The organism is Ruegeria sp. AG1 (assembly GCF_056541705.1).
The window spans coordinates 124,456-144,658 of record NZ_JBQFYU010000008.1; the positions used below are offsets into that span (position 1 = coordinate 124,456).

23 protein-coding genes are annotated in these 20,203 nt (G+C 60.9%); 17 read left to right on the top strand and 6 right to left on the bottom strand.

The genetic code is table 11. From position 1 onward, the window contains the following. The first annotated feature begins 41 nt into the window (after positions 1–41). A complete protein-coding gene (locus ACR0B5_RS13870) occupies positions 42–596 on the top strand; it encodes a YqgE/AlgH family protein (RefSeq protein ID WP_170379089.1) in 555 nt (184 codons plus the stop codon). A gap of 1 nt (position 597) precedes the next feature. Here the strand turns inward: ACR0B5_RS13870 and ACR0B5_RS13875 are convergent, their stop codons facing one another. Next, the gene (locus ACR0B5_RS13875) at positions 598–1,545 is read right to left on the bottom strand and encodes an L-threonylcarbamoyladenylate synthase (RefSeq protein ID WP_480541169.1); all 948 of its coding nucleotides are present in this window, start codon (positions 1,543–1,545) and stop codon (positions 598–600) included. A gap of 129 nt (positions 1,546–1,674) precedes the next feature. Between ACR0B5_RS13875 and ACR0B5_RS13880 the strand changes: the two genes are divergently transcribed. The 7 genes from ACR0B5_RS13880 (at position 1,675) to ACR0B5_RS13910 (ending at position 8,173) form a co-directional block, all read left to right on the top strand. Continuing rightward, entirely contained in the window at positions 1,675–3,378 is a 1,704-nt protein-coding gene (locus ACR0B5_RS13880) for an acyl-CoA dehydrogenase (RefSeq protein WP_480541171.1), read from the top strand. Further along, complete coding sequence (locus ACR0B5_RS13885) at positions 3,378–4,424, top strand: MBL fold metallo-hydrolase (RefSeq protein ID WP_480541309.1); 1,047 nt, start codon at positions 3,378–3,380, stop codon at positions 4,422–4,424. The genes ACR0B5_RS13880 and ACR0B5_RS13885 overlap by 1 nt, the downstream gene beginning before the upstream one ends. A 3-nt stretch (positions 4,425–4,427) precedes the next feature. Further along, complete coding sequence (locus ACR0B5_RS13890) at positions 4,428–4,880, top strand: DUF6173 family protein (RefSeq protein ID WP_170379083.1); 453 nt, start codon at positions 4,428–4,430, stop codon at positions 4,878–4,880. 55 nt (positions 4,881–4,935) lie between these two features. Next, on the top strand, positions 4,936–6,774 hold the full coding sequence (locus tag ACR0B5_RS13895) for a glycerophosphodiester phosphodiesterase (RefSeq protein ID WP_480541173.1): 1,839 nt from the start codon (positions 4,936–4,938) through the stop codon (positions 6,772–6,774). Beyond that, positions 6,761–7,321: a hypothetical protein gene (locus ACR0B5_RS13900; RefSeq protein ID WP_480541175.1), complete on the top strand. Its 561-nt coding sequence runs from the start codon at positions 6,761–6,763 to the stop codon at positions 7,319–7,321. Before ACR0B5_RS13895 ends, ACR0B5_RS13900 begins: the two co-directional genes overlap by 14 nt. Before the next feature lie 67 nt (positions 7,322–7,388). Beyond that, positions 7,389–7,523, top strand: coding sequence for an aa3-type cytochrome c oxidase subunit IV (locus tag ACR0B5_RS13905; RefSeq protein ID WP_170379077.1), 135 nt, complete (start codon positions 7,389–7,391; stop codon positions 7,521–7,523). A gap of 17 nt (positions 7,524–7,540) precedes the next feature. Continuing rightward, positions 7,541–8,173 carry a hypothetical protein gene (locus ACR0B5_RS13910; protein ID WP_170553704.1) on the top strand — a complete coding sequence of 211 codons (633 nt, stop codon included), beginning with the start codon at positions 7,541–7,543 and terminating at the stop codon, positions 8,171–8,173. Here ACR0B5_RS13910 and ACR0B5_RS13915 read toward each other — a convergent pair. Continuing rightward, positions 8,162–8,494, bottom strand: coding sequence for an AzlD domain-containing protein (locus tag ACR0B5_RS13915; protein WP_170469111.1), 333 nt, complete (start codon positions 8,492–8,494; stop codon positions 8,162–8,164). The two genes, ACR0B5_RS13910 and ACR0B5_RS13915, sit on opposite strands and share 12 nt — an antisense overlap. After that, on the bottom strand, positions 8,491–9,207 hold the full coding sequence (locus ACR0B5_RS13920) for an AzlC family ABC transporter permease (RefSeq protein ID WP_480541177.1): 717 nt from the start codon (positions 9,205–9,207) through the stop codon (positions 8,491–8,493). Before ACR0B5_RS13920 ends, ACR0B5_RS13915 begins: the two co-directional genes overlap by 4 nt. 49 nt (positions 9,208–9,256) lie before the next feature. On the opposite strand from ACR0B5_RS13920, the gene ACR0B5_RS13925 reads away from it, so the two are divergent. Genes ACR0B5_RS13925 through ACR0B5_RS13945 form a run of 5 tightly spaced genes read left to right on the top strand, consistent with a single transcriptional unit; the run spans position 9,257 to position 13,937 of the window. Then, complete coding sequence (locus tag ACR0B5_RS13925) at positions 9,257–10,147, top strand: formate dehydrogenase accessory sulfurtransferase FdhD (RefSeq protein WP_170462781.1); 891 nt, start codon at positions 9,257–9,259, stop codon at positions 10,145–10,147. Beyond that, positions 10,140–10,793, top strand: coding sequence for a molybdenum cofactor guanylyltransferase MobA (gene mobA / locus ACR0B5_RS13930; protein ID WP_480541179.1), 654 nt, complete (start codon positions 10,140–10,142; stop codon positions 10,791–10,793). Before ACR0B5_RS13925 ends, mobA begins: the two co-directional genes overlap by 8 nt. Continuing rightward, positions 10,790–11,281 (top strand): molybdopterin-guanine dinucleotide biosynthesis protein B, encoded by a 492-nt coding sequence (gene mobB, locus ACR0B5_RS13935; protein WP_480541181.1) that lies wholly within the window; start codon positions 10,790–10,792, stop codon positions 11,279–11,281. Before mobA ends, mobB begins: the two co-directional genes overlap by 4 nt. Before the next feature lie 20 nt (positions 11,282–11,301). Then, positions 11,302–13,347, top strand: coding sequence for a molybdopterin-binding protein (locus tag ACR0B5_RS13940; RefSeq protein WP_480541311.1), 2,046 nt, complete (start codon positions 11,302–11,304; stop codon positions 13,345–13,347). Next, a complete protein-coding gene (locus ACR0B5_RS13945; RefSeq protein WP_480541183.1) occupies positions 13,344–13,937 on the top strand; it encodes a GNAT family N-acetyltransferase in 594 nt (197 codons plus the stop codon). The genes ACR0B5_RS13940 and ACR0B5_RS13945 overlap by 4 nt, the downstream gene beginning before the upstream one ends. Here the strand turns inward: ACR0B5_RS13945 and ACR0B5_RS13950 are convergent. From ACR0B5_RS13950 to ACR0B5_RS13960, 3 genes are all read right to left on the bottom strand, one after another. Next, positions 13,934–14,923: a hypothetical protein gene (locus ACR0B5_RS13950; RefSeq protein WP_480541185.1), complete on the bottom strand. Its 990-nt coding sequence runs from the start codon at positions 14,921–14,923 to the stop codon at positions 13,934–13,936. The two genes, ACR0B5_RS13945 and ACR0B5_RS13950, sit on opposite strands and share 4 nt — an antisense overlap. Positions 14,924–14,938: 15 nt before the next feature. Then, a complete protein-coding gene (gene greA, locus ACR0B5_RS13955; protein ID WP_170379061.1) occupies positions 14,939–15,409 on the bottom strand; it encodes a transcription elongation factor GreA in 471 nt (156 codons plus the stop codon). Positions 15,410–15,643: 234 nt separating this feature from the next. Further along, complete coding sequence (locus ACR0B5_RS13960; RefSeq protein WP_170767110.1) at positions 15,644–16,024, bottom strand: VOC family protein; 381 nt, start codon at positions 16,022–16,024, stop codon at positions 15,644–15,646. 88 nt (positions 16,025–16,112) lie between these two features. On the opposite strand from ACR0B5_RS13960, the gene soxR reads away from it, so the two are divergent. The 4 genes from soxR (at position 16,113) to ACR0B5_RS13980 (ending at position 20,193) form a co-directional block, all read left to right on the top strand. Then, on the top strand, positions 16,113–16,568 hold the full coding sequence (gene soxR / locus ACR0B5_RS13965; RefSeq protein ID WP_170379057.1) for a redox-sensitive transcriptional activator SoxR: 456 nt from the start codon (positions 16,113–16,115) through the stop codon (positions 16,566–16,568). Between the two features lie 136 nt (positions 16,569–16,704). Next, positions 16,705–18,351, top strand: a complete 1,647-nt coding sequence (locus ACR0B5_RS13970; protein ID WP_480541188.1) for an electron transfer flavoprotein-ubiquinone oxidoreductase — start codon at positions 16,705–16,707, stop codon at positions 18,349–18,351. Positions 18,352–18,503: 152 nt separating this feature from the next. Then, positions 18,504–19,055, top strand: coding sequence for a TetR/AcrR family transcriptional regulator (locus tag ACR0B5_RS13975; protein ID WP_170642752.1), 552 nt, complete (start codon positions 18,504–18,506; stop codon positions 19,053–19,055). A 34-nt stretch (positions 19,056–19,089) separates the two neighbouring features. Beyond that, positions 19,090–20,193 carry a mandelate racemase/muconate lactonizing enzyme family protein gene (locus tag ACR0B5_RS13980; protein WP_170701343.1) on the top strand — a complete coding sequence of 368 codons (1,104 nt, stop codon included), beginning with the start codon at positions 19,090–19,092 and terminating at the stop codon, positions 20,191–20,193. The last annotated feature ends 10 nt before the right edge of the window (positions 20,194–20,203 follow it).

The window sequence follows — 20,203 nt, forward strand, 5'->3', positions numbered from 1 at the left end:
CAGGGTCATTGTTGAGGGGTAACGAGCAAGAGAAACCTCGCATGGACCTGACCGGAAAACTGTTGATTGCGATGCCGGGGATGGGCGATCCGCGCTTTGATCACTCGGTTGTGTATATCTGCAGCTACGGCGACGATGGCGCGATGGGTTTGATCATCAACAAACCCTCTGATCTGCGGTTCAAAACCCTGCTGGGGCAGCTCAACATCCCGTGTCGCATTCCCATCATAGGCGAGCGTCTGGTGCATTTCGGGGGGCCGGTCGAGATGTCGCGCGGCTTTGTTCTGCACAGTTCCGACTATGACGCCAACCTGCACTCGATGCAGATTTCGGATGATTTCAGCATGACGGCCACGTTGGATGTGCTGGAGGATATGGCCGCAGGGCGTGGTCCGCTGAACGCGATGCTGACGCTGGGCTATTCCGGCTGGGGCCCCGGCCAACTGGAGGATGAGATCGCGATGAATGGCTGGCTGACGGCGGATGCATCGTCGGAGCTGGTGTTCGATGTGCCCGATGACGACAAATGGGAAAAGGCCTTGGCCACGCTGGGTGTTGACCCGCTGACCTTATCGGCTAGTGCGGGGCGTGCCTAAATTAAGTGTCGCGCGGTGCTGCGGCGCGGCGCAGACGGTCATTGATCGCCGCCCCCAGCCCATGATCGGGGATCGGTGAAACGGCGATCGGACGCCCGGTTTCATTCAGGCTGTGCAGCGCGGCGAACAAATTGGCCGCAGCCTCGGTCAGATTGCTCGTTTCAGACAGGTTCATGTCACAAACGACCGGGCCGAATCCCAGCAGAACCTCATCCCCTTGCACGGTTTCGGCATTCAACCTGACCGGTGCATCCGGAGCGTAGTGCGATTGCAGCTGCCCCGGAGCGGTCAGCATATCCCCCGTTTTGTGCAGGTGAAGGCGGGTGTTCAGGACGGTCTCGATCTTTTCCAACGCGACACCACCGGGGCGCAGCAGGCTGGGCTCTCCGGCCAGTCCGACGATGGTGGATTCCAACCCGACACCGCAGGGGCCGTCATCCAGAACGGCGGCGATCCGACCACCTAAACCCGCATGAACATGTGCTGCCGTCGTTGGGCTAATCTGACCCGAGGGATTGGCCGATGGCGCCGCAACCGGCCCGTCAACTGCTGCCAGCAAAGCGCGCGCCGTGGGATGCGCAGGCACGCGAACGGCCAAAGTATCCAACCCTGCAGTAACCAGCGATGACACACCGTGCCCCGGCTTCAGCGGCAGAACCAAGGTCAGCGGACCGGGCCAGAACGCATTTGCCAAACGCTCGGTCTGATCCGACCACTGCACAAACCGCTGCGCCGCCTCGATCGAGGCGACATGGGCGATCAGTGGATTGAAACTGGGACGACCCTTGGCCTCGTAAATCCGGGCCACGGCCTCACCGTCTCTAGCATCACCTCCCAGGCCATAGACCGTCTCGGTCGGGAAGGCGACCAATAGGCCCTGACGCAAAAGATCTGCAGCACGGGCGATGCCGTTGGGGTCGGCTGTCAGCTCAAGAGTGGTGGGGATCATATCTGGTGACGCCGCGTTTTGGTTGCTTGCAACATGGGGAAGAGTAGGTAATCCCAATACGCAAAGATGCATACCGGCGCTGATCGCAGATTCCAAGTGCGGCCGTGCCGACAGACCGCAAGGGAAGCCATGCCATACCGCGCCCCAGTTTCTGACTATGAATTCCTGTTCCGCCATGTGGTGGGTCTCGATCAGATCACGGCCACCGAGAGATTCGCTGATGCGACCCCGGATGTAGTCAGCGCGATCCTTAGGGAAGCGGGAAAGATGTGCGAAGAGGTTCTCGCCCCTCTGCAACGCCCCGGTGATCTGGAACCGGCGCGGTTGGAAAACGGCGTTGTTCGCACCTCACCCGGATACTCGGAAGGTTGGAAAGCCATCGCGGAAGGCGGCTGGATCGGGATGAGCGGCAGCCCTGACTATGGCGGCATGGGCCTGCCCATGGCCGTCACCTCGGCGGTCAATGAGATGATGAGCGCGGCCTGCCTGTCGCTGCAGGTGGCCCCCTTGATGTCGCAGGGTCAGATCGAAGCGCTTGAGGCGCATGCCAGTGACGAGCTCAAGGCGCTGTACCTACCCAAGCTGATGTCTGGCGCCTATTCGGGCACGATGAACCTGACCGAACCGCAGGCCGGATCGGATGTGGGGGCTTTGACGACGCGGGCAGAACCCAATGGGGATGGCACTTATGCGGTCACCGGGCAGAAGATCTATATCTCCTGGGGCGACAATGATTTCTGCGAGAATATCTGCCACCTAGTTCTGGCCCGTCTGCCCGACGCGGTTCCGGGCACCAAGGGGATTTCGCTGTTCCTGGTGCCGAAATACCTGCCCGACGCACAAGGTAACCCCGGCGCGGCCAATGACCTGAGCGTGGTGTCGCTGGAACACAAGTTGGGCCTACACGGCTCTCCGACCTGTGTGATGCAGTATGACGGGGCCACGGGTTGGCTGGTCGGGAAAGAGCATGGTGGTATGGCAGCCATGTTCACCATGATGAACAACGCGCGTCTGGGTGTCGGCGGCGAAGGCGTCGGCGTGGCCGAGGGCGCGTATCAGCACGCGCTGGCCTACGCGATGGAGCGGAAACAGGGTAAGACGCCTTCGGGCACGATCATCGACCACGCGGATGTACGCCGGATGCTGACCGAAATGCGGGCAGATGTGTTTGCGGCGCGGGCGATCATGCTGGCGAATGCCGCAGCGATTGATATGGCGCACGCGACCGGAGATGCCGACTGGGCCGCACGAGCTGCTCTGCTGACCCCGATTGGCAAGGCCTTTGGCACCCAGACCGGGATGCGCGTCGCCGAGACCGGTGTGCAGGTTCATGGCGGCATGGGCTTCGTTGAAGAAACAGGGGCGGCCCAGTATTACCGCGATGTCCGCGTAACCGCGATCTATGAAGGCACCAACGGCATTCAGGCGATGGATTTGGTCGCCCGCAAGATGATGGATGGCGGAGACGCTGCCGCCAGCTTGCTCGATGAGATTGAAGATCACGCCGAACAGGCCCGCTCCAAGATGCCCGATCTCGCCGGTCCGGTGTGGGAGGCCACGGAATCCCTGCGCGAAGCGACCGAGTGGATGGTGGCGCAGGACAATATGAACGCGCGCTTTGCGGGTGCCGCGGCCTACCTGCGCGCCTTTGCGCGGGTTTTGGGCGGGCACTACCATCTGGCCGCAGCCCTTGCCGATCCGGATGGCCCGCGGGCGCGACTGGCGCGCTACTACATCAATGCCTTGCTGCCCGAGTATTTCGGTCTGCTGGCGCAGGCGCAGAACGGTGCGGATGACCTATTCGCCCTCAGCGCCGAGGATCTGGGCGCGTGATGGACGGCGTGGAGCCATCGGGCATCCGATACCCTTGGCCCGAGCCGCCCGCCGCCGGTGAAGCCATCGAGATTGCCGAGGGCGTGCTGTGGATGCGCTTGCCGCTCCCAATGGCGCTCGACCATGTGAATATCTATGCGCTGGATGACGGTGACGGTTGGACGGTGATTGATACCGGGATGTCCTCGAACAAGACCCGTCGCATCTGGGCTGAGCTGATGTCGGGTCCTCTGGCCGGAAAGCCCATTCGTCGCGCTGTTGTCACCCATCACCACCCCGACCACGTGGGCAATGCCGGTTGGTTTCAGGCCGAACATGGGGTCGAGCTGGTCACCAGCCGCACGGCATGGCTGTTTTCGCGGATGCTGACGCTGGACGTGCAGGAAAACTGGCCGCAAGAGACGCTGGATTTCTATCAAAGCGCGGGTATGGACCCTGCCTTTCTGGAGAAGCGCAAGGCTGATCGTCCGTTCAACTTTGCCGATACGGTCTATCCCATGCCCCTCGGCTTCGCACGGATCAAACAGGGCGACGTAATCCGTATCGGTGGGCGCGAGTGGGACGTGCATATGGGCAACGGTCACGCGCCCGAACACATAACACTCTGGAGCCGGGATGATCATCTGGTGCTGAGTGGCGATCAGATCCTCGGCTCGATCAGCCCCAATCTGGGCGTCTATGCAACTGAACCCATGGCCGATCCGGTCTCGGACTGGATCGAGGCCTGCGAGCGGCTGCAAAAGCTGGCCCGCCCGGATCATCTGGTTCTGGGTGGCCACAAATTGCCCTTTACCGGTCTGCCGCTGCGCATGCGTCAGCTGATCGAGAACCACCACGGCGCGCTAGAGCGTCTGCTGGAATATCTCGACCAACCCAAAGCCGCCGCCGAGTGCTTTGCCCCGCTGTTCAAGCGTACCATTCGTGAAGGTGAATATGGGCTGGCGCTGGTCGAAGCGGTTGCACATATGAACCATCTTCATCACAGTGGAGCTGTTACCCGGACGCGACGCGCGGACGGGGCGTGGACGTTTCAGCGCAAAGGGTGATGAATGCAGGACAAGATTGAAACCTCGGCTGAGGCCGCCGAAGCGGATGCCTTGCCGCGCTGCTATGAGGTTCATGCAGATTCCGAGGCCGAGTCCGGCACCCAGCCCCTGCCGGGGCAGCTGAAAAAACCTGTTGAAACCAAGAGCGCCGCGCAATGGGCATATGAGCGTCTAATCCTTTATATCCAGAACTTCGAAAAAACGCTGGATGGCGATCACGAGGTCGCAATGGGCTTTACCGGCGGTGACGCGGGTGTGATGCGGATTCAGGGGATGGGCTATTTCGACCCCGACATCATCACGTTCTTCGGCTCGGATGGAACAGGCGCGCGCACGCAGCTGGTGCAGCATGTCAGCCAGCTGAACGTGATGCTGCGCGCCTTGCCCAAATCGGTCGAGGACAAGCCCGCGAACCGCATCGGGTTCCGTTTGGCGGCCGATCTCGAAGACAGCTGACTTGCAATTCATGCCTGCACACCCTTGAATGCATGCATCATTCAAGGGTGTTCGCATGTCCATTTTTTCAACCGTTACAAATGCCTATTCCGGCGCCTGGGCAAGACGCAGGGTCTTTGTGCCCATATATCTGGCGGTGCGGCTGCTGCTGATCGCGCTGGTCGCGCCCGGTGTCGCTCTGGCGGTCAATCTGGCGGTCTCGCTGTCCGATCAAACTGCGCTGACGGATCAGGATATTGCGGCCTTCATCCTCTCGCCCGCCGGTTTCATCGCGGCCATCGTAGTGCTGAGCCTGTTTCTGTTGGCCGAGGTGTTTGTCTTTGCGGTCATGGCAGCCTCTCTGAGGATGGGAGAGGCCGATCCGTGGCGCGCGGGCAGTGCGGCGATCGGATTGGTTCTGTCGCGCCTGCCATCGCTATTCGGCTTTGCGGCCCGGTTTATTCTTCGGGTTTTGCTATTGGCGCTGCCGTTTCTGGCGGTCGCCGCGTTGATCGCATGGTGGACGCTGACCGAATACGACATCAACTACTACCTGACCTTCCACCCGCCCGCCTTTATGGTGGCTGTGGCCCTGATCGGCGCGGTGGCTCTGGCCATGGCTTGGGTGCTGATCCGCAAGCTGTCGGGCTGGGCTTTGTCACTTCATCTGGTGCTGTTTGAAAACGTCCACCCGGCGCATGTGTTCAATATCAGTACGTCCCGGATGGAGGGCAAACGCGGGCGCTTGAAACTGGCCTTGGTTGCATGGCTGGCGATGCGCCTTGCGATTGCAGCGGCGATTGCATGGGTGGCCGGGCTTTTGTTTGGACTGGTGCCGTTGCAAGGCAGCAGTAACCTAAAATTGGCGCTAACCTATAGCCTCGCGATTGCAGGGCTGTGGTCTCTGGCCGGGCTGGTGCTGGCCGCCTCTGCGCTGGGCGCATTGGCGGTTCTGCTGGACAAGTTCTTTGAACCTCAGACGGATGAGCCGCCCCATCCCGAGCCGCGCCGCATGCAGGCCTCGCTGTTCACAGCGGTCGGGCTGGCGGCAGCTGCTCTTCTGCTGGGTGGCTGGTTCGGCCACAATCTGTTGGAACGCGTTCAAGCGGAGGATCATGCCGATGTTATCGGCCACCGGGGCGCTGCGGCGCTGCGGCCCGAAAACACCATGGCCTCGGTTCTTAAAGCGATCGAAGATGGCGCGGATTGGGTTGAGATCGACGTGCAGGAAACAGCCGATGGCGTTGTCATCGTGGCCCACGACAGTGACTTCATGAAACTGGCCGGGGTCCCGACCAAAATCTGGGACGCTACGATGGAGGATGTGGAATCCATCGACATCGGCAGCTGGTTTGGCCCTGAATATGCTGACCAACGCACCCCAACCCTGCGTGAGGTGCTGGAGGCGACAAAAGGCAAATCCAAAGTCATCATCGAGTTGAAGTATTACGGCCACGACGTTGACCTGGAAAACCGGGTCGCCGCGTTGGTCGAAGAGTTCGAAATGCAGGACGACATTGCCACCATGTCGCTCAAATATCCGGCCGTGCAAAAGATGAAAGCGCTGCGCCCGGATTGGCGCGCGGGCGTATTGGCGGCGACGGCGGTGGGCAATCTGGCGGGGCTGGAAGGCGATTTTGTTGCGGTGAACGCGGCAACCGTGTCTCCGGGACTGATCCGCTCGGTACACGCGGCAGGCAAAGAGATCTATGTCTGGACGGTGAACGACCCGCTGCAGATGTCGGCGATGGCCTCGATGGGCGTGGACGGGTTGATCACGGACCGTCCCGCCATGGCGCGCGAAGTTCTACGCGTCCGCGCCGAAATGGGCCCTGCCGAACGCGTGCTGCTTTGGCTTGCCACAACCTTTGGCATGACCGTCGATACCGAGGCGATGCGCGATGACAGCCCATAAACTGGCGCTGGGCCTGGTCTTGCTGGCCAGCCCGGCCACGTCTCAAGACCTGATGCGCGCGGTCGAGATGCCCTCGCACCGTGCCATGATCGCACAACGCGGCGATGCCGAGCTGATCCCGTTCGAAACTGACGGATGCTCGGGCGGCTTGTCGGCCAGTTGGCGCTGGGTGGCTGATACGTTCCCTCAGATCGGCGAGTTGTATCAGGAACATCCGCCTTGGGAGTATTGCTGCGTGACTCATGATCGTGCCTATCACAACGCCGGTGACGCGCAGACTGCCGCAGAAAGCTATAACTCGCGCCTCGCCGCTGATCAGGCTTTGCGGCTCTGTGTCGAAACCCATGGCGAGACCCACGCGCAGGCCTATGCGGAACGCTATGACATGACGCCCGAGCAGATCCGCTCGGTCCATTCGCTGACCTCGGACGCCCTCTACGGCGCGGTCCGATTCGGTGGCGGCCCCTGCAGCGGACTGCCTTGGCGATGGGGATTTGGCTATCCGGGGTGTTTTGTGTTGGGTGACAGGACCCCTGCGCTGGAATGACGTGGTGACAGGCCTGATATTTTCGACTATCCAGCGATAAAACACGCGAACTGGGAATCTGAGACTCATGGCTGAACACAAGCACGGCGAAATGGACATCACCGTTCAAACCAAAACCTTTGAAGGCTTCATCAAGGCCACCGTCTGGTGCTGCGTCGCCATCGCGATACTGGCGTTCCTGCTGGCGCTTTACGCGTCCTAAATCTTTCGGGGTCAACCGTGTTCAGGATTTTGATCGCCTGCCTTTTGGCGGCAACAGTGGCTGGCTGCGCGAATTCTAAACGCCCTCAGGCAGAACAGGCTGAGATCGTATCGCGGTCCTACCGTGATCCTGGGCCGTCGACTCTGACGCTCTATACGATGATCAACACGCGCTCCGGTTCGGGGGCGCATACCTCGTTGATGATCGGTGCCAGCGAGAGGGTGATTTTTGACCCAGCAGGCTCGTTCCGGGCGGATATCGTTCCGGTGCGGGATGATGTTCTATACGGCATCACCCCAGCGGTTGAGCGCGCCTATCGCAGCTCTCACGCGCGCGAGACGCATTTTGCCCGCATCCAGACCATTCAGGTGACGCCGCAACAGGCTGAGATCGCGCTGCAATTGGCCAAGCAGACCGGGCCTGTCGCAGGGTCTTTTTGCGCCAATTCAACCGCGCGGCTGTTGCAGCAGGTACCCGGATTCGAGCAGATCGAAGTGACTTTCTTTCCGATCAAGCTTTCGGAACAGTTCGCCGAAATTCCCGGTGTCATCACTGAAGAATATCGCGAGAATGACGATGCCGATCTGCAAAAAGGTCTGGCAGCCAATAACGCCGCTCTGAACCAGCTGGACGCGGCTTCAAGCCAGTAGATAAAGCAGACCGTAAAGTGTGGCCGCGCCTGAAAAGATCGCGGCCAGCACGTTTTTGGTGAACACTCCAACAGACAGCGTCACTGCCGCAGCCGCCATTCGGGCCGCATCGGGTTGGCCTTCGGTCGCGGCTGGCCACACGACCAGCGGCGCGATCAGCGCGGGCAGGATCGCCACGGCGGTGTAGCGCAGGTGGCGCAGCAGCCAGGGTGGCATCGGGCGGTCTCCGACAAAGCCGATGAACACAAAGCGCAGGGCAAAGCTGCCGATGGCCAGGCCGATAATGACGGTCCACATGGTGGTGGGGTCGATCTGCGTCATGCGTGCGCCTTTCTACGATCCAAGATCACCTCGGCCTGAGCGCCTGCGATCATGCCAGCGGTTCCGGCGATCAACAGACCCAGATTGAACGGCACGTTTACGGCCAGTAATGATACGACCAGCGCCACAAGGGCCGCAATGACATGGGGCAGCGTCCGCATCATCGGCCCCAGCATGGCCAGAAAGGTAATTGGCAAGGCGAAATCCAAAGCCCAGCTTTCGGGAATCCGGGTGCCCAAAACCGCGCCCAGATAGGTCGCCAGAATCCAGCACGGCGTGATCGGCGTAACCGAGCCGATGAAATAAGCCATGCGCTGCGGCACGGTCATCTTTGGCTCTTTCTCAAACTGAACGATCGAACAGGCATAAGATTGGTCAACCGTCAGATAGGCGGCGCAGGCCCGCTGCCACATTGGGGCAGCCCCCAGAAACGGCGTCAGTGAGGCTGAATACATCGCCACTCTCAAATTCACCGCAAGGGCCGAGGCCAGTACAATGGCTGTCGGCGCGTTCTCCTGCAGCAATTGCAGGGCGGTGAATTGCGCTGCTCCGGCGAAAACCGTGGCCGAGAAGGCGACGACCTGCACGATATCCAGCCCGGCCTCGGCGGCGAAAACCCCGAACAGGGTTCCAAAGGGAATCGCGACAAAAATGAAGGGTGTCCCGTCGCGAAACCCTTTCCAGAAGTATGACTTGGATGTGGCGTCTGCCATGGCTAAATCCTATGGTATTCGCAGCAGCAGTAGCGGTCTTGGGAAGGGGTTGCAATTGGTGACAGAACTGGATGTCTCGGACTACATCATCGCCCCCGATCCCGGCGCGGCGCGTTTGACGCGCGCCGTCGAAGGTGTGGACCAGAATGGCGAAGTCAGCCAGATTTCGGTGGTCGAAGAGCGCCCGCTGACGATCTTCCTCAATTCCCAGGAAATCGTGACTGCGATGACCATTGGCGACTATCCCGAGTATCTGGCGCTGGGCTTCCTGCGCAATCAGGGGATGTTGCTGGCGGATGATGAAATCACACGGGTCGACTATGATGATGACCTAGAAACCGTGGTTGTGCGGACGGCCCGCGAAACCTCTTATGAGGACAAGCTGAAGAAAAAAACCCGCACCAGCGGCTGTGCTGTGGGCACGGTCTTTGGCGACATGATGGAGGGGTTGGAGGACGTGCGCTTGCCGCAGGTGTCGGTCCGGACCTCGTGGCTCTACGATCTGGCCGCCAAGATCAATCGCACGCCTTCTTTGTACCTTGAGGCGGGTGCGATTCACGGCACGGTTCTCTGCCGTGAAAACCGGCCGCTTGTGTATATGGAGGATGTGGGTCGCCACAACGCCGTCGACAAAATCGCCGGCTGGATGCTGTCCGAGAATGAGACAGCAGAGGACAAGATCCTCTACACCACCGGGCGTTTGACCTCAGAAATGGTGATAAAAACGGCGATGATGGGCATTCCGGTTCTGGCCTCTCGCTCCGGTTTCACCGCTTGGGGCGTCGAGATCGCCCGCGAAGTTGGCTTGACCCTGATCGGCCGCATGCGCGGGCAGCGCTTTGTGTGCCTGTCAGGCGAGGATCGCCTGCTGCGCGACGTGGACCCGGCAAGCGTGGCCGTCGAGGACAAGAAACATCGCCGGAAAAGTGCCAATGGCTGATGGTATAACCAAACCCCTAGGAGTGATCCTCGCAGGTGGCCTTGCGACCCGGATGGGCGGTGGAGACAAAGGGCTCTTGCAGATCGGCGGGCAGAGCTTGTTGTCTCATGTCATCGACCGGCTCGGTCCGCAGGTGGATGGCCTCGCGTTGAACGCCAATGGTGATGCAGCGCGGTTTGCGGAATTGAATCTTCCCGTCCTGCCGGACTCGATTGAAGGGTTTGCAGGCCCTTTGGCTGGGGTTTTGGCCGGGCTGGATTGGGCAGCAGAACAGGGGGCTGACAGTATCGTCACCGCCGCTGCAGACACGCCGTTCTTCCCGCGTGATCTGGTGGCGCTGCTGACCGAGGCGGCTCAGGGTCAAACGCACCCGCTCGTCCTTGCCACGACGCCCCGCACCGGGGATGAGGCTTTGAAGTCAGGCGGTAAGAAAGTCAACCGGCACCCGACATTCGGCCTCTGGCCTGTGGCGCTGCGTGACGATCTGCGCGCCGCTTTGAACGACGGGCTGCGCAAGGTCGTACTGTGGACCGATAAACATGACGGGCGCGAGGCGCTTTTCCCCGCCGACCCGTTCGATCCGTTCTTCAATGTCAACACACCGGACGACCTCGCGCGTGCCGAAAAACTGTTGGAGCAGGCATGAAAGTCTACGGCGTCACCGGCTGGAAGAACGCAGGCAAAACCGGGTTGATGGAGCGGCTGGTGGCCGAGATCACCGGACGCGGCTACACCGTCTCGACCGTCAAACACGCGCATCATTCCTTTGACGTCGATCAACCGGGCCGCGACAGCCATCGCCACAGGATGGCAGGCGCCAGCGAAGTTCTTCTGGCCTCGGGTCAACGCGTCGCCCTCATGCAGGAGCTGCGCGGCGCTGATGAGCCTACGCTGGCCTCTCTGCTCGCCCGCCTCTCTCCCGTCGATCTGGTGCTGATCGAGGGCTATAAACGCGAACGCCACCCCAAGGTCGAAGCCTTCCGCGCCGAGCCGGGCAATGACCTGATCGCCCCATCGGATGACACGATCCGCGCTGTGGCCAGTGACACTCCGTTGGAATTGGACCGGCCTGTGTTCGATCTGAACGACACGGCGGCGATTGCGGATTTCATCCTCTCCGAGGTCGGTTTGTGAGCCTTTTCGACAGCTTTGCGATGGTTGATTGGTCCGGTGGCAACGACACTGGGCCGCGCCCTCGCAAAGATGCCATCTGGGGCTGTGTAGTGCGCGACGGCGCGGTGCAGGTATTGGACTACCTACGCAACCGGGTGGTCACCGAGGATTGGTTGCACAGTCTGATCGACACTGAACTGTCTGCAGGTCGCCGCCTGATGCTGGGGTTTGATCTCCCGTTCGGCTATCCTGCAGGATTCGCCAAGTCGATCACCGGGACACCTGATCCGCTTACCCTGTGGGACTGGTTCGAAGATCGGATCGAGGATTCTCCGACCGTCAACAACCGCTTTGACCTCGCTGGGCAGATCAACGCGGGCTTTGGCGGGAAAGGCCCGTTCTGGATGAATGGCTTGCGGCGCGACATTGTCGGGCTGCCGCGCACGAAACAGGACTATCACAACCCGTTTCCGGATCGCCGCGAGGTCGAGCATTTGGCAAAGGGCAGCTTTACCTGCTGGCAAATGGCAGGGGCAGGGGCCGTCGGCGGACAGGTGATGATGGGCCTGCCCGTGTTGAACCGGCTACGCCGCGCCTTCGCGGGCAAGATCGCTGTTTGGCCCTTTCAACCGCTGGACAAGCCGGTGGCGTTTGTCGAGATCTGGCCCTCGCTCAACCTTGGTGCAGCGCCACCGGATCGGATCAAGGATGCTTGGCAGGTTGAACAGGTTGCCTTGACTCTGTCGCGGATGACGGATCAGGAATTGGACAGACAGTTGAACGTTTCAGCCTCAGAGGAGGGGTGGATCTTGGGTGTAGCGCAGGACAAACCGAACATATCGCCTCCGCCATTGCGAAACGATTGTTTTGCCTTGCCCGCCGGGGTGAACTGGACGCCCGTAGATGATGCGCTCGCGTTACTGCGGGATCGGTTGCGCCCCGTCACAGGGGCCGAGGTGGTGCCGCTTGCGCAGGCGATGGGTCGCGTTCTGGCCGAGGACGTGGAAGCGCAGCGTTCGAACCCACCGCAACCCAACACGGCAGTGGATGGCTACGGGTTTGCAGGCCCCGTGACCGAAGGCGCGCAGGTGATGCCACTGACCGAGGGGCGTGCAGCGGCGGGTATTCCGTTCGACGGCACGGTTCCCTCAGGCCACGCGTTGCGCATCCTGACCGGCGCGGCTTTGCCCGAAGGCGTGGACACGGTCATCCTCGAAGAGGATGTGACGGTTCAGGACGGCCACATTGCCTTCCACGGCCCGTTGAAGCAGGGAGCAAACACGCGTCGCGCGGGGGAAGATATAGCGGCGGGTGAGGTCGCCCTGACAGCCGGTCGCAAGCTGACACCGGCCGATATGGCGCTTTTGTCGGCGGTCGGTATTTCCGAGGTGCCCGTGCGCAAACCTCTGCACGTGGCCGTTCTGTCCACCGGGGATGAACTTGTAGAGCCGGGCGGGACAGCAGGTGTCGGGCAGATATATGATGCGAACCGGCCCATGTTGCTGTCTTTGATCGACCGCATGGGCTTTGTGCCGGTCGACCTGGGGCGCGTCGCCGACGACCGCGAAACCCTAAGGGCAAGGTTGGATGAGGCCGCAACGCAGGCCGATGTGATCCTGACTAGCGGCGGCGCTTCGGCGGGGGATGAGGACCATGTCTCGGCCTTATTGCGCGAGGCGGGGGCGATGCAGGAATGGCGGATTGCCCTCAAACCCGGTCGCCCTCTGGCTCTGGGTATGTGGTCGGGCACACCGGTCTTTGGTCTGCCCGGCAACCCGGTGGCCGCCAAGGTCTGTACTTTGATCTTCGCCCGCCCTGCCCTGTGCCAGATGTCAGGGCAGGGGTGGGCAGAGCCACAGGGTTTCGAAGTGCCCGCCGCTTTTGAGAAACGCAAGAAACCCGGTCGCCGCGAATATCTGCGCGCGCGTATTCGCGAGGGGCGGGTCGAGGTTTTCCACTCAGAAGGCTCTGGCCGGATCAGCGGGCTAAGCTGGGCCGAGGGGCTGGTTGAGATCGAAGACGGCGCGCGCCACATCCAGCCGGGCGATCTGGTGCGCTTTATCCCTTACGGCAGTTTTGGACTGTGACGGTCACGGTTTCCAAAGGATTCAGTGAGGCTGAAAGGCCCCAAGCCGCAGCCCTGTTCTGGCAGGCCTTTGCGGCCAAGCTGCACAAGGTGATGGGGCCGGATGAAAAAGGTTTGGCCTTCTTTGAAACGGCCCTCGACCCGGAATTCGCGCTGGTTGCGCGTGATGCTGAAGGCCGGATGCTGGGCCTTGCGGGGTTCAAGACCAACAAAGGCGGCTTGGCGGGCGGCAGCCTGTCGGACCTCGCCCGCGCCTATGGCTGGTTCGGGGCGCTTTGGCGCGGTGTGGTTCTGAGTGTGTTGGAGCGTGATCTGCAGCCCGGTGTGTTCCAGATGGACGGCATCTTTGTCGCGGCTGAGGCCCGCGGGAGGGGCATTGGCACAACGCTGCTCTCTGCCATCAAGGCTGAGGCGCAGCGCCGTGGTATGGCCGAGGTGCAACTGGATGTGATTGATACCAACCCACGCGCGCAGGCCCTGTACGAACGCGAAGGGTTCAAACCCGTGGGTGTTGAGAAGACGGGTCCATTTCGGCACCTGTTCGGCTTCAGCCGCGCCACCAAGATGAGCTGGCCTGTGCCTGCCGCCTAGTCGAAGGTTCCGGCCACACGCCCCAGCAGCATGAAGGCCCTTGCGGTTCTTGTATCACCAAGGGCGGTCAGTTCCGCGTCGCTGGCATTGGCTTCGAATTCGACGATCATGTTGTCGAACCGGCGCAGGAAATGGTGCGCCGCATCCCGGAAGATCGGATCCTGTTTCATCCGCGCTGCCGTCAGCGCCAGCGACGAACGATCCCGAATCCCGCCCAACGCCGCGACCGAGCGTCCACGTGCGCCCTGCGCAAACTGACGCCAGACTTCAGGCCGCGCCATATCGGGTCGGAGGTCATCCATATAGATGCCCTCTTGGCTGAGCAGGGTCAGAACATCCTGCGAGGCCTGCACCAGTTTGGAGGCTTTTCGATCCTTCAAGGCCATCCGAAGCGCGGTGAAGCCTTCGGTGTCTTTCTCGGTTTCGGGGAAGTTCAGCGCGCGGATGAAGGTATCGGTGGTCAGAGGCGGCGTGATCTCTTCGGCGGTGGTGCCCAGCGCCAGCGAGGTTTGCCCTCCCTGCGCAGGTGGGTCGACCGGCAAGGGTTCACGCCGCTTACTGGAAAAGGTGGCCAACGCGTCCTCGGCCTTTTTCGTCACAGCGGCGATTTCGTCCAGCTTCTTGGACACCGTCGGCTCATACGAGCTGGCGGCGCGCTGTTGCTGAACGACATAGGCTTGACGGACTGCATCAATCGCGGTTTGCAACCGTGCGCTTTCCTCGCGCATGACGCGACTGGCACGCATCGCCGTTGCGGCAACCCAGATCATCGCTACCGGCAAGAAAACCGCCAATAGAGTCACAATGAACCCGCCACCCTGTGTCTGGTCGGGCAGCACAAGGAATACGACCGAGACCACCAGCCAGATGACACTTAGCACCCCGGCCGCAATCTCGATCGAGGTCACAGACGGTCGCTGAGGGCGATCATAGATGCCCAGCGAGGTCGGTCGATCGCTTTCCTGGTCAGGTTGTGGCCCCGACATGACAGACCCTCCGGGTCAGGCGAATTCGATGTTGAGAACTTCGTAAGAGCGGACACCGCCGGGGGTGCGAACCTCGACACTGTCGCCTTCGTCCTTACCAATCAGGGCGCGGGCCATGGGCGATTTGATGTTCAGAAGGCCTTTTTCGATATTGGCCTCGTATTCACCAACGATCTGCCAGGTCTTTTCCTCATCGGTGTCTTCATCGACCAGCGTGACCTTGGCGCCGAACTTGATCGCACCCGACAGTTTGGCCGGATCAATTACATCGGCCAGCGACAGGATGCCCTCAAGCTCTTTGATGCGGCCTTCGATGAAGCCCTGCTTTTCACGGGCCGAGTGGTATTCGGCGTTTTCCTTCAAATCACCCAGTTCGCGGGCCGAAGCGATAGCTTCGATGATCGCCGGGCGCTCGACGGATTTGAGGTTTTTCAGCTCCGCCTCGAGCGCGGCATTGCCCGCAGGCGTCATTGGAATCTTTTCCATAATCTTGTTGTCCACGCATAAATTGAGCCGCCCCGCCGCGGGGAAAGCGTCGGGGCGAATGATGGGTCGTTCAGTACCTGACCCAAATGGAGCGTGAAATGCAAGAGGCCAAGAGGGCGTCACACGTCGATTTGCGACTTAACGCCGTTCCGCTGAGGCGGTTCGCGCCTGTGGCGGTGATCCGGGGGCTTGTTCCTGCGCCACCGCTGTGACGGGGTGCAGAGCCACAACATTTCAATCATATTGCACCACCTCGAACTCGATCCCGTTGTCATCGTCGAAATAGAACCTCTTGCCCGGCTCATAATCGGCGTGGTTATGCGGTGTAAAACCTGCCGCGCGCACCTTGGCCTCGGTCGCTTCGATATCCTCGACCAGAACGCCCACATGGTTCAGGCCGCCGACCACGTCATAGCTGCTTTCGTTTGAAGGTTGGGGGTGTTCGGGGCGGTAGAGGGCAAGGTAGGTGTGTTTTGTACCCACATGCACGGTATAGCCACCCGCCATCGCGGCGCCTTCCCAGCGGATGTCCCATCCAAACACTTTGTGCATCCATGCAGCCGAGGCTTTGGGATCGTTGACGGTGAAGTTGGTGTGTTCAAGCGTGGCCATCATGGCAGGTCCTTTCGTTTTTCAGGCTTGTCACGACTCAGCGTAATTTCTAAACCTAACTTTAGGTCAAGGTATTTTTTGCGAGGGTGAAATGGCAGCTTCCGAAGGTCTGGCAATTGGCGCTTTGGCGCGGCGTACAGGGTTGGCGGTGTCGGCGATCCGGTACTATGAGGCGCAGGGGTTGATCTCGCCCTGGCGCAATGCAGGCGGGCAGCGGCGATATCAACGGGCCGATATCAGGCGGTTGAGCTTTGTGATGATCGCCCAGCAATTCGGTCTGACTCTGCCTGAGATCCGTGAGGTGCTATCGGGCCTGCCTGGTAACCGAACCCCTACGCCGCAGGACTGGAAAGACATCAGCGTCACGCTGCGCGCCCATCTGGATCAGCGAATCAATACCCTGACGCGATTGCGCGACAATCTGGACGGCTGCATCGGCTGTGGGTGCCTCAGCCTGCCGAAATGCGCCCTTTACAACCCCGATGACCGCGCCAAATCACATGGTAGCGGTCCCAGATACCTTATGGGCGACTCGCCAAACACATGAAGTGTCGAATAGCGGCACTGTTACGCCGTGTTTCGATTGACCTGAGTCTTTCTCACCATGTAATCAGCCGAGAAACAAAATTGCGCCGACCGCATGAGAAAAGCGCCAATTCGGAAAGTTAGCTAAGGAGCCCGCGATGGCCGAGATTGAACGCGAAGCGATGGAATACGATGTGGTGATCGTGGGCGCAGGCCCCGCGGGCCTGTCGGCGGCCATCCGTCTGAAACAGCTGGATGCCGACCTGAATGTCGTGGTTCTGGAAAAGGGCTCGGAAGTGGGCGCGCATATCCTTTCGGGCGCGGTGCTTGATCCCTGCGGGCTGGACGCTCTGATCCTGGATTGGAAAGAAAAAGGCGCGCCGCTGAATACGCCGGTGAACGAAGATAACTTCTACATGCTGGGCGAGGCCGGAAAGCTGCGCATCCCCAATGCGCCCATGCCGCCGCTGATGAACAACCACGGCAACTACATCGTCTCGATGGGCAACGTCTGCCGCTGGATGGCGGAACAAGCGGAAGAGCTGGGCGTGGAAATCTTCCCTGGCATGGCCTGTTCCGAGCTGGTCTACGGCGAAAACGGCGAAGTCAAAGGCGTGGTCGCCGGTGTCTTCGGTCTGGAAGCAGATGGCTCCTACGGCCCCGGCACCGAACCGGGCATGGAACTGCACGGCAAGTACGTGTTCCTGTCGGAAGGTGTCCGTGGCTCGCTGTCTAAGGAAGTCATCGCCAAATACGACCTGTCTGCCGGCAAAGAGCCGCAGAAATACGGCGTCGGCATGAAAGAGATCTGGGAGATCGACCCGGCCAAGCACAAGGAAGGCAGCGTCACACACACCATGGGCTGGCCTCTGGGCAGCAACGCGGGTGGCGGTTCCTTCATCTATCACCTGGAAAACAACCAGGTCTATGTCGGCTTCGTGGTTCACCTGAACTACAAGAATCCGCACCTTTATCCTTACATGGAGTTCCAGCGCTTCAAGCACCACCCGATGGTTGCTGAGCTGCTGAAAGGCGGCAAGCGCGTGGCGTACGGCGCCCGCGCAATCACCGAAGGCGGCTATCAGTCGATGCCGAAGCTGGTCGCTCCGGGCGTGGCGCTGCTGGGCTGCTCGGCCGGTATGGTCAACGTGCCGCGCATCAAGGGCAACCACAACGCGATGCTGTCGGGCAAAGCCGCGGCCGAGGCCGCCTTTGACGCCATCAAGGCCGACCGTTCGGGTGATGAGCTGACGGCCTATGAAACCGACGTGCGCGAAGGCGCCATTGGTCAGGACCTCAAGAAAGTGCGCAACGTCAAGCCGATGTGGTCGAAATGGGGCCTCATGCCCTCGCTGGCGCTGGGTGGTCTGGACATGTGGACCAACACGCTGGGCTTTTCGCTGTTCGGCACGATGGGTCACGGCAAGAACGACGCCGAGTCGACCGAAGAGGCCAGCAAGCACAAGCCTATCGACTATCCCAAGCCCGATGGCACGCTGTCCTTTGACCGTCTGACCAACGTGTCCTTCGCGATGACCAACCACGAGGAAAGCCAGCCCTGCCACCTGAAGCTGGGCGACCCGTCGATCCCGGTTGGTGTCAACCTGCCCAAATTCGCCGAGCCTGCGCAGCGCTATTGCCCGGCTGGCGTCTATGAAATGGTCGAGGATGAAGACGGTCCGCGGTTCGTGATCAACTTCCAGAATTGCGTCCACTGCAAGACCTGCGATATCAAAGACCCGAGCCAGAACATCACCTGGACCACGCCGCAGGGTGGCGACGGCCCGAACTATCCCAACATGTAACTGAAAACTCGGGCACTGGCGGCGCGACGCTGCTGCCATCCCGCCCTTGTTCCATGCCACCGGTCTTGCCGGTGGCATTTTTTGTCGTTGGAAAGAAAGTCTGTGTCGCAAACGGTGATGTGTAGGTAGAGTGATCGCTCTACCACCGAAATATGACTGAGACACAGCAGAAAATCGCGGAAAATCTTGACCGGCAGTTTTCAGAGATGGGATTTGCCACCCAAGGTGTTGAAGCGTTGCGAGAGGGCGCGAATGTTTCCCTGCGCACGCTTTATAAGTATTTTCCCAGCCGCGAAGCGATGGTCATAGGCGCGTTGGATCATCGAGACGCCGCCTATTCCGATTGGATCGGCACCGATCAACTCCGGGGCGCGGATCATGTGTTGCGTGTTCTGACCCGCCTGGCGGACTGGCTGCGCGAGGTTTCAAACACCGGATGTCTGTTCCGCAACGCGCTGGCGGCCTATCCCGAAAGTGACGCAATCCGCGATGCCGTCACGACGCATAAACAGCATGTGCGCGACATGTTCCGCACCCGGCTAATCCACGTGGCCCCCGATTGCGATGTCGAGGCTTTGGCCGAGGCTCTGTTCATCCTGCACGAAGGTCTAACCGAGAGCGCGCGTTTGATGGGTGCCGAGGCCGCAACCTTGGCCACGATGCGTTGCGCCCGCGCGTTGCTGGCCGCTGCCGATATTCACTAGGCCGGGCCTCCGGCAAAGGACAAAAGAGACGGATATGAAGATCAAGGAAATCCACATCTACGCCCATGATCTGCCGGTCAAAAACGGCCCTTACACCATGGCCAACGCCGAGGTCTGGGCGCTGGACACCACGCTGGTCAAGCTGGTGGCCGAGGATGGCACGATCGGCTGGGGAGAGACCTGCCCGGTCGGCCCCACCTATGCCGAAGCGCATGCAGAGGGCGCGCGGGCGGCCTTGAAGGCGATGGCAAAAGGCCTGATCGGCGCGGATCTGTGGCCTGTGGCCCTGCACCACCGGATGAACGGGCTGCTGAACGGGCACAACTATGCCAAGGCCGCCATCGACATCGCGGCCCATGACCTGATTGGCAAGAAGCTGGGCGTGAATGTCGCCGACCTGCTGGGCGGGGCGCAGACCGATCGCGTGCCCTCTTACTACGCGACGGGTGTGGGTGCGCCGGACGATATCGCGCGCCTTGCCAATGAGAAGCTGGCCGAGGGCTATCCTCGGTTGCAAATCAAGGTTGGCGGGCGTCCGGTCGAGATTGATATCGAAACCATCCGCAAAGTCTGGGAGGTTGTCGGCGGAACAGGCATGCGCCTTGCGGTCGATGGCAATCGCGGGTGGACCACGCGCGATGCGCTGCGCGTCAGCCGCGAATGCCCGGATGTGCCCTTCATCATGGAACAGCCCTGCAACACCTATCAGGACCTGGAAAAGATCCGCCCTCAGGTGACCCATGGCATCTACATGGATGAAAACAGCGTCGACCTGAACACCGTGATCTCGGCCGCCGGGACGGGGCTTGTGGATGGGTTTGGCATGAAAGTCACCCGGATCGGCGGCCTTCAGAACATGCGCACATTCCGCGACATCTGCGAGGCGCGCAACTTGCCGCATACCTGCGATGACAGCTGGGGTGGGGACATCATCGCCGCCGCCTGCACGCAGATTGCATCCACCGTGCGTCCGACGCTGATGGAGGGCGCATGGCTCGCCGCCCCCTATATCGAAGGCAACTACGATCCCGAAAACGGCATCACCATCCAAGGCGGCCACATTCAGCGCCCGACCGGGCCGGGTCTGGGCGTCAGCCCCGACGAAACGCTGTTCGGCGCGCCTCTCGCTTCATACTAAGGAGAACACC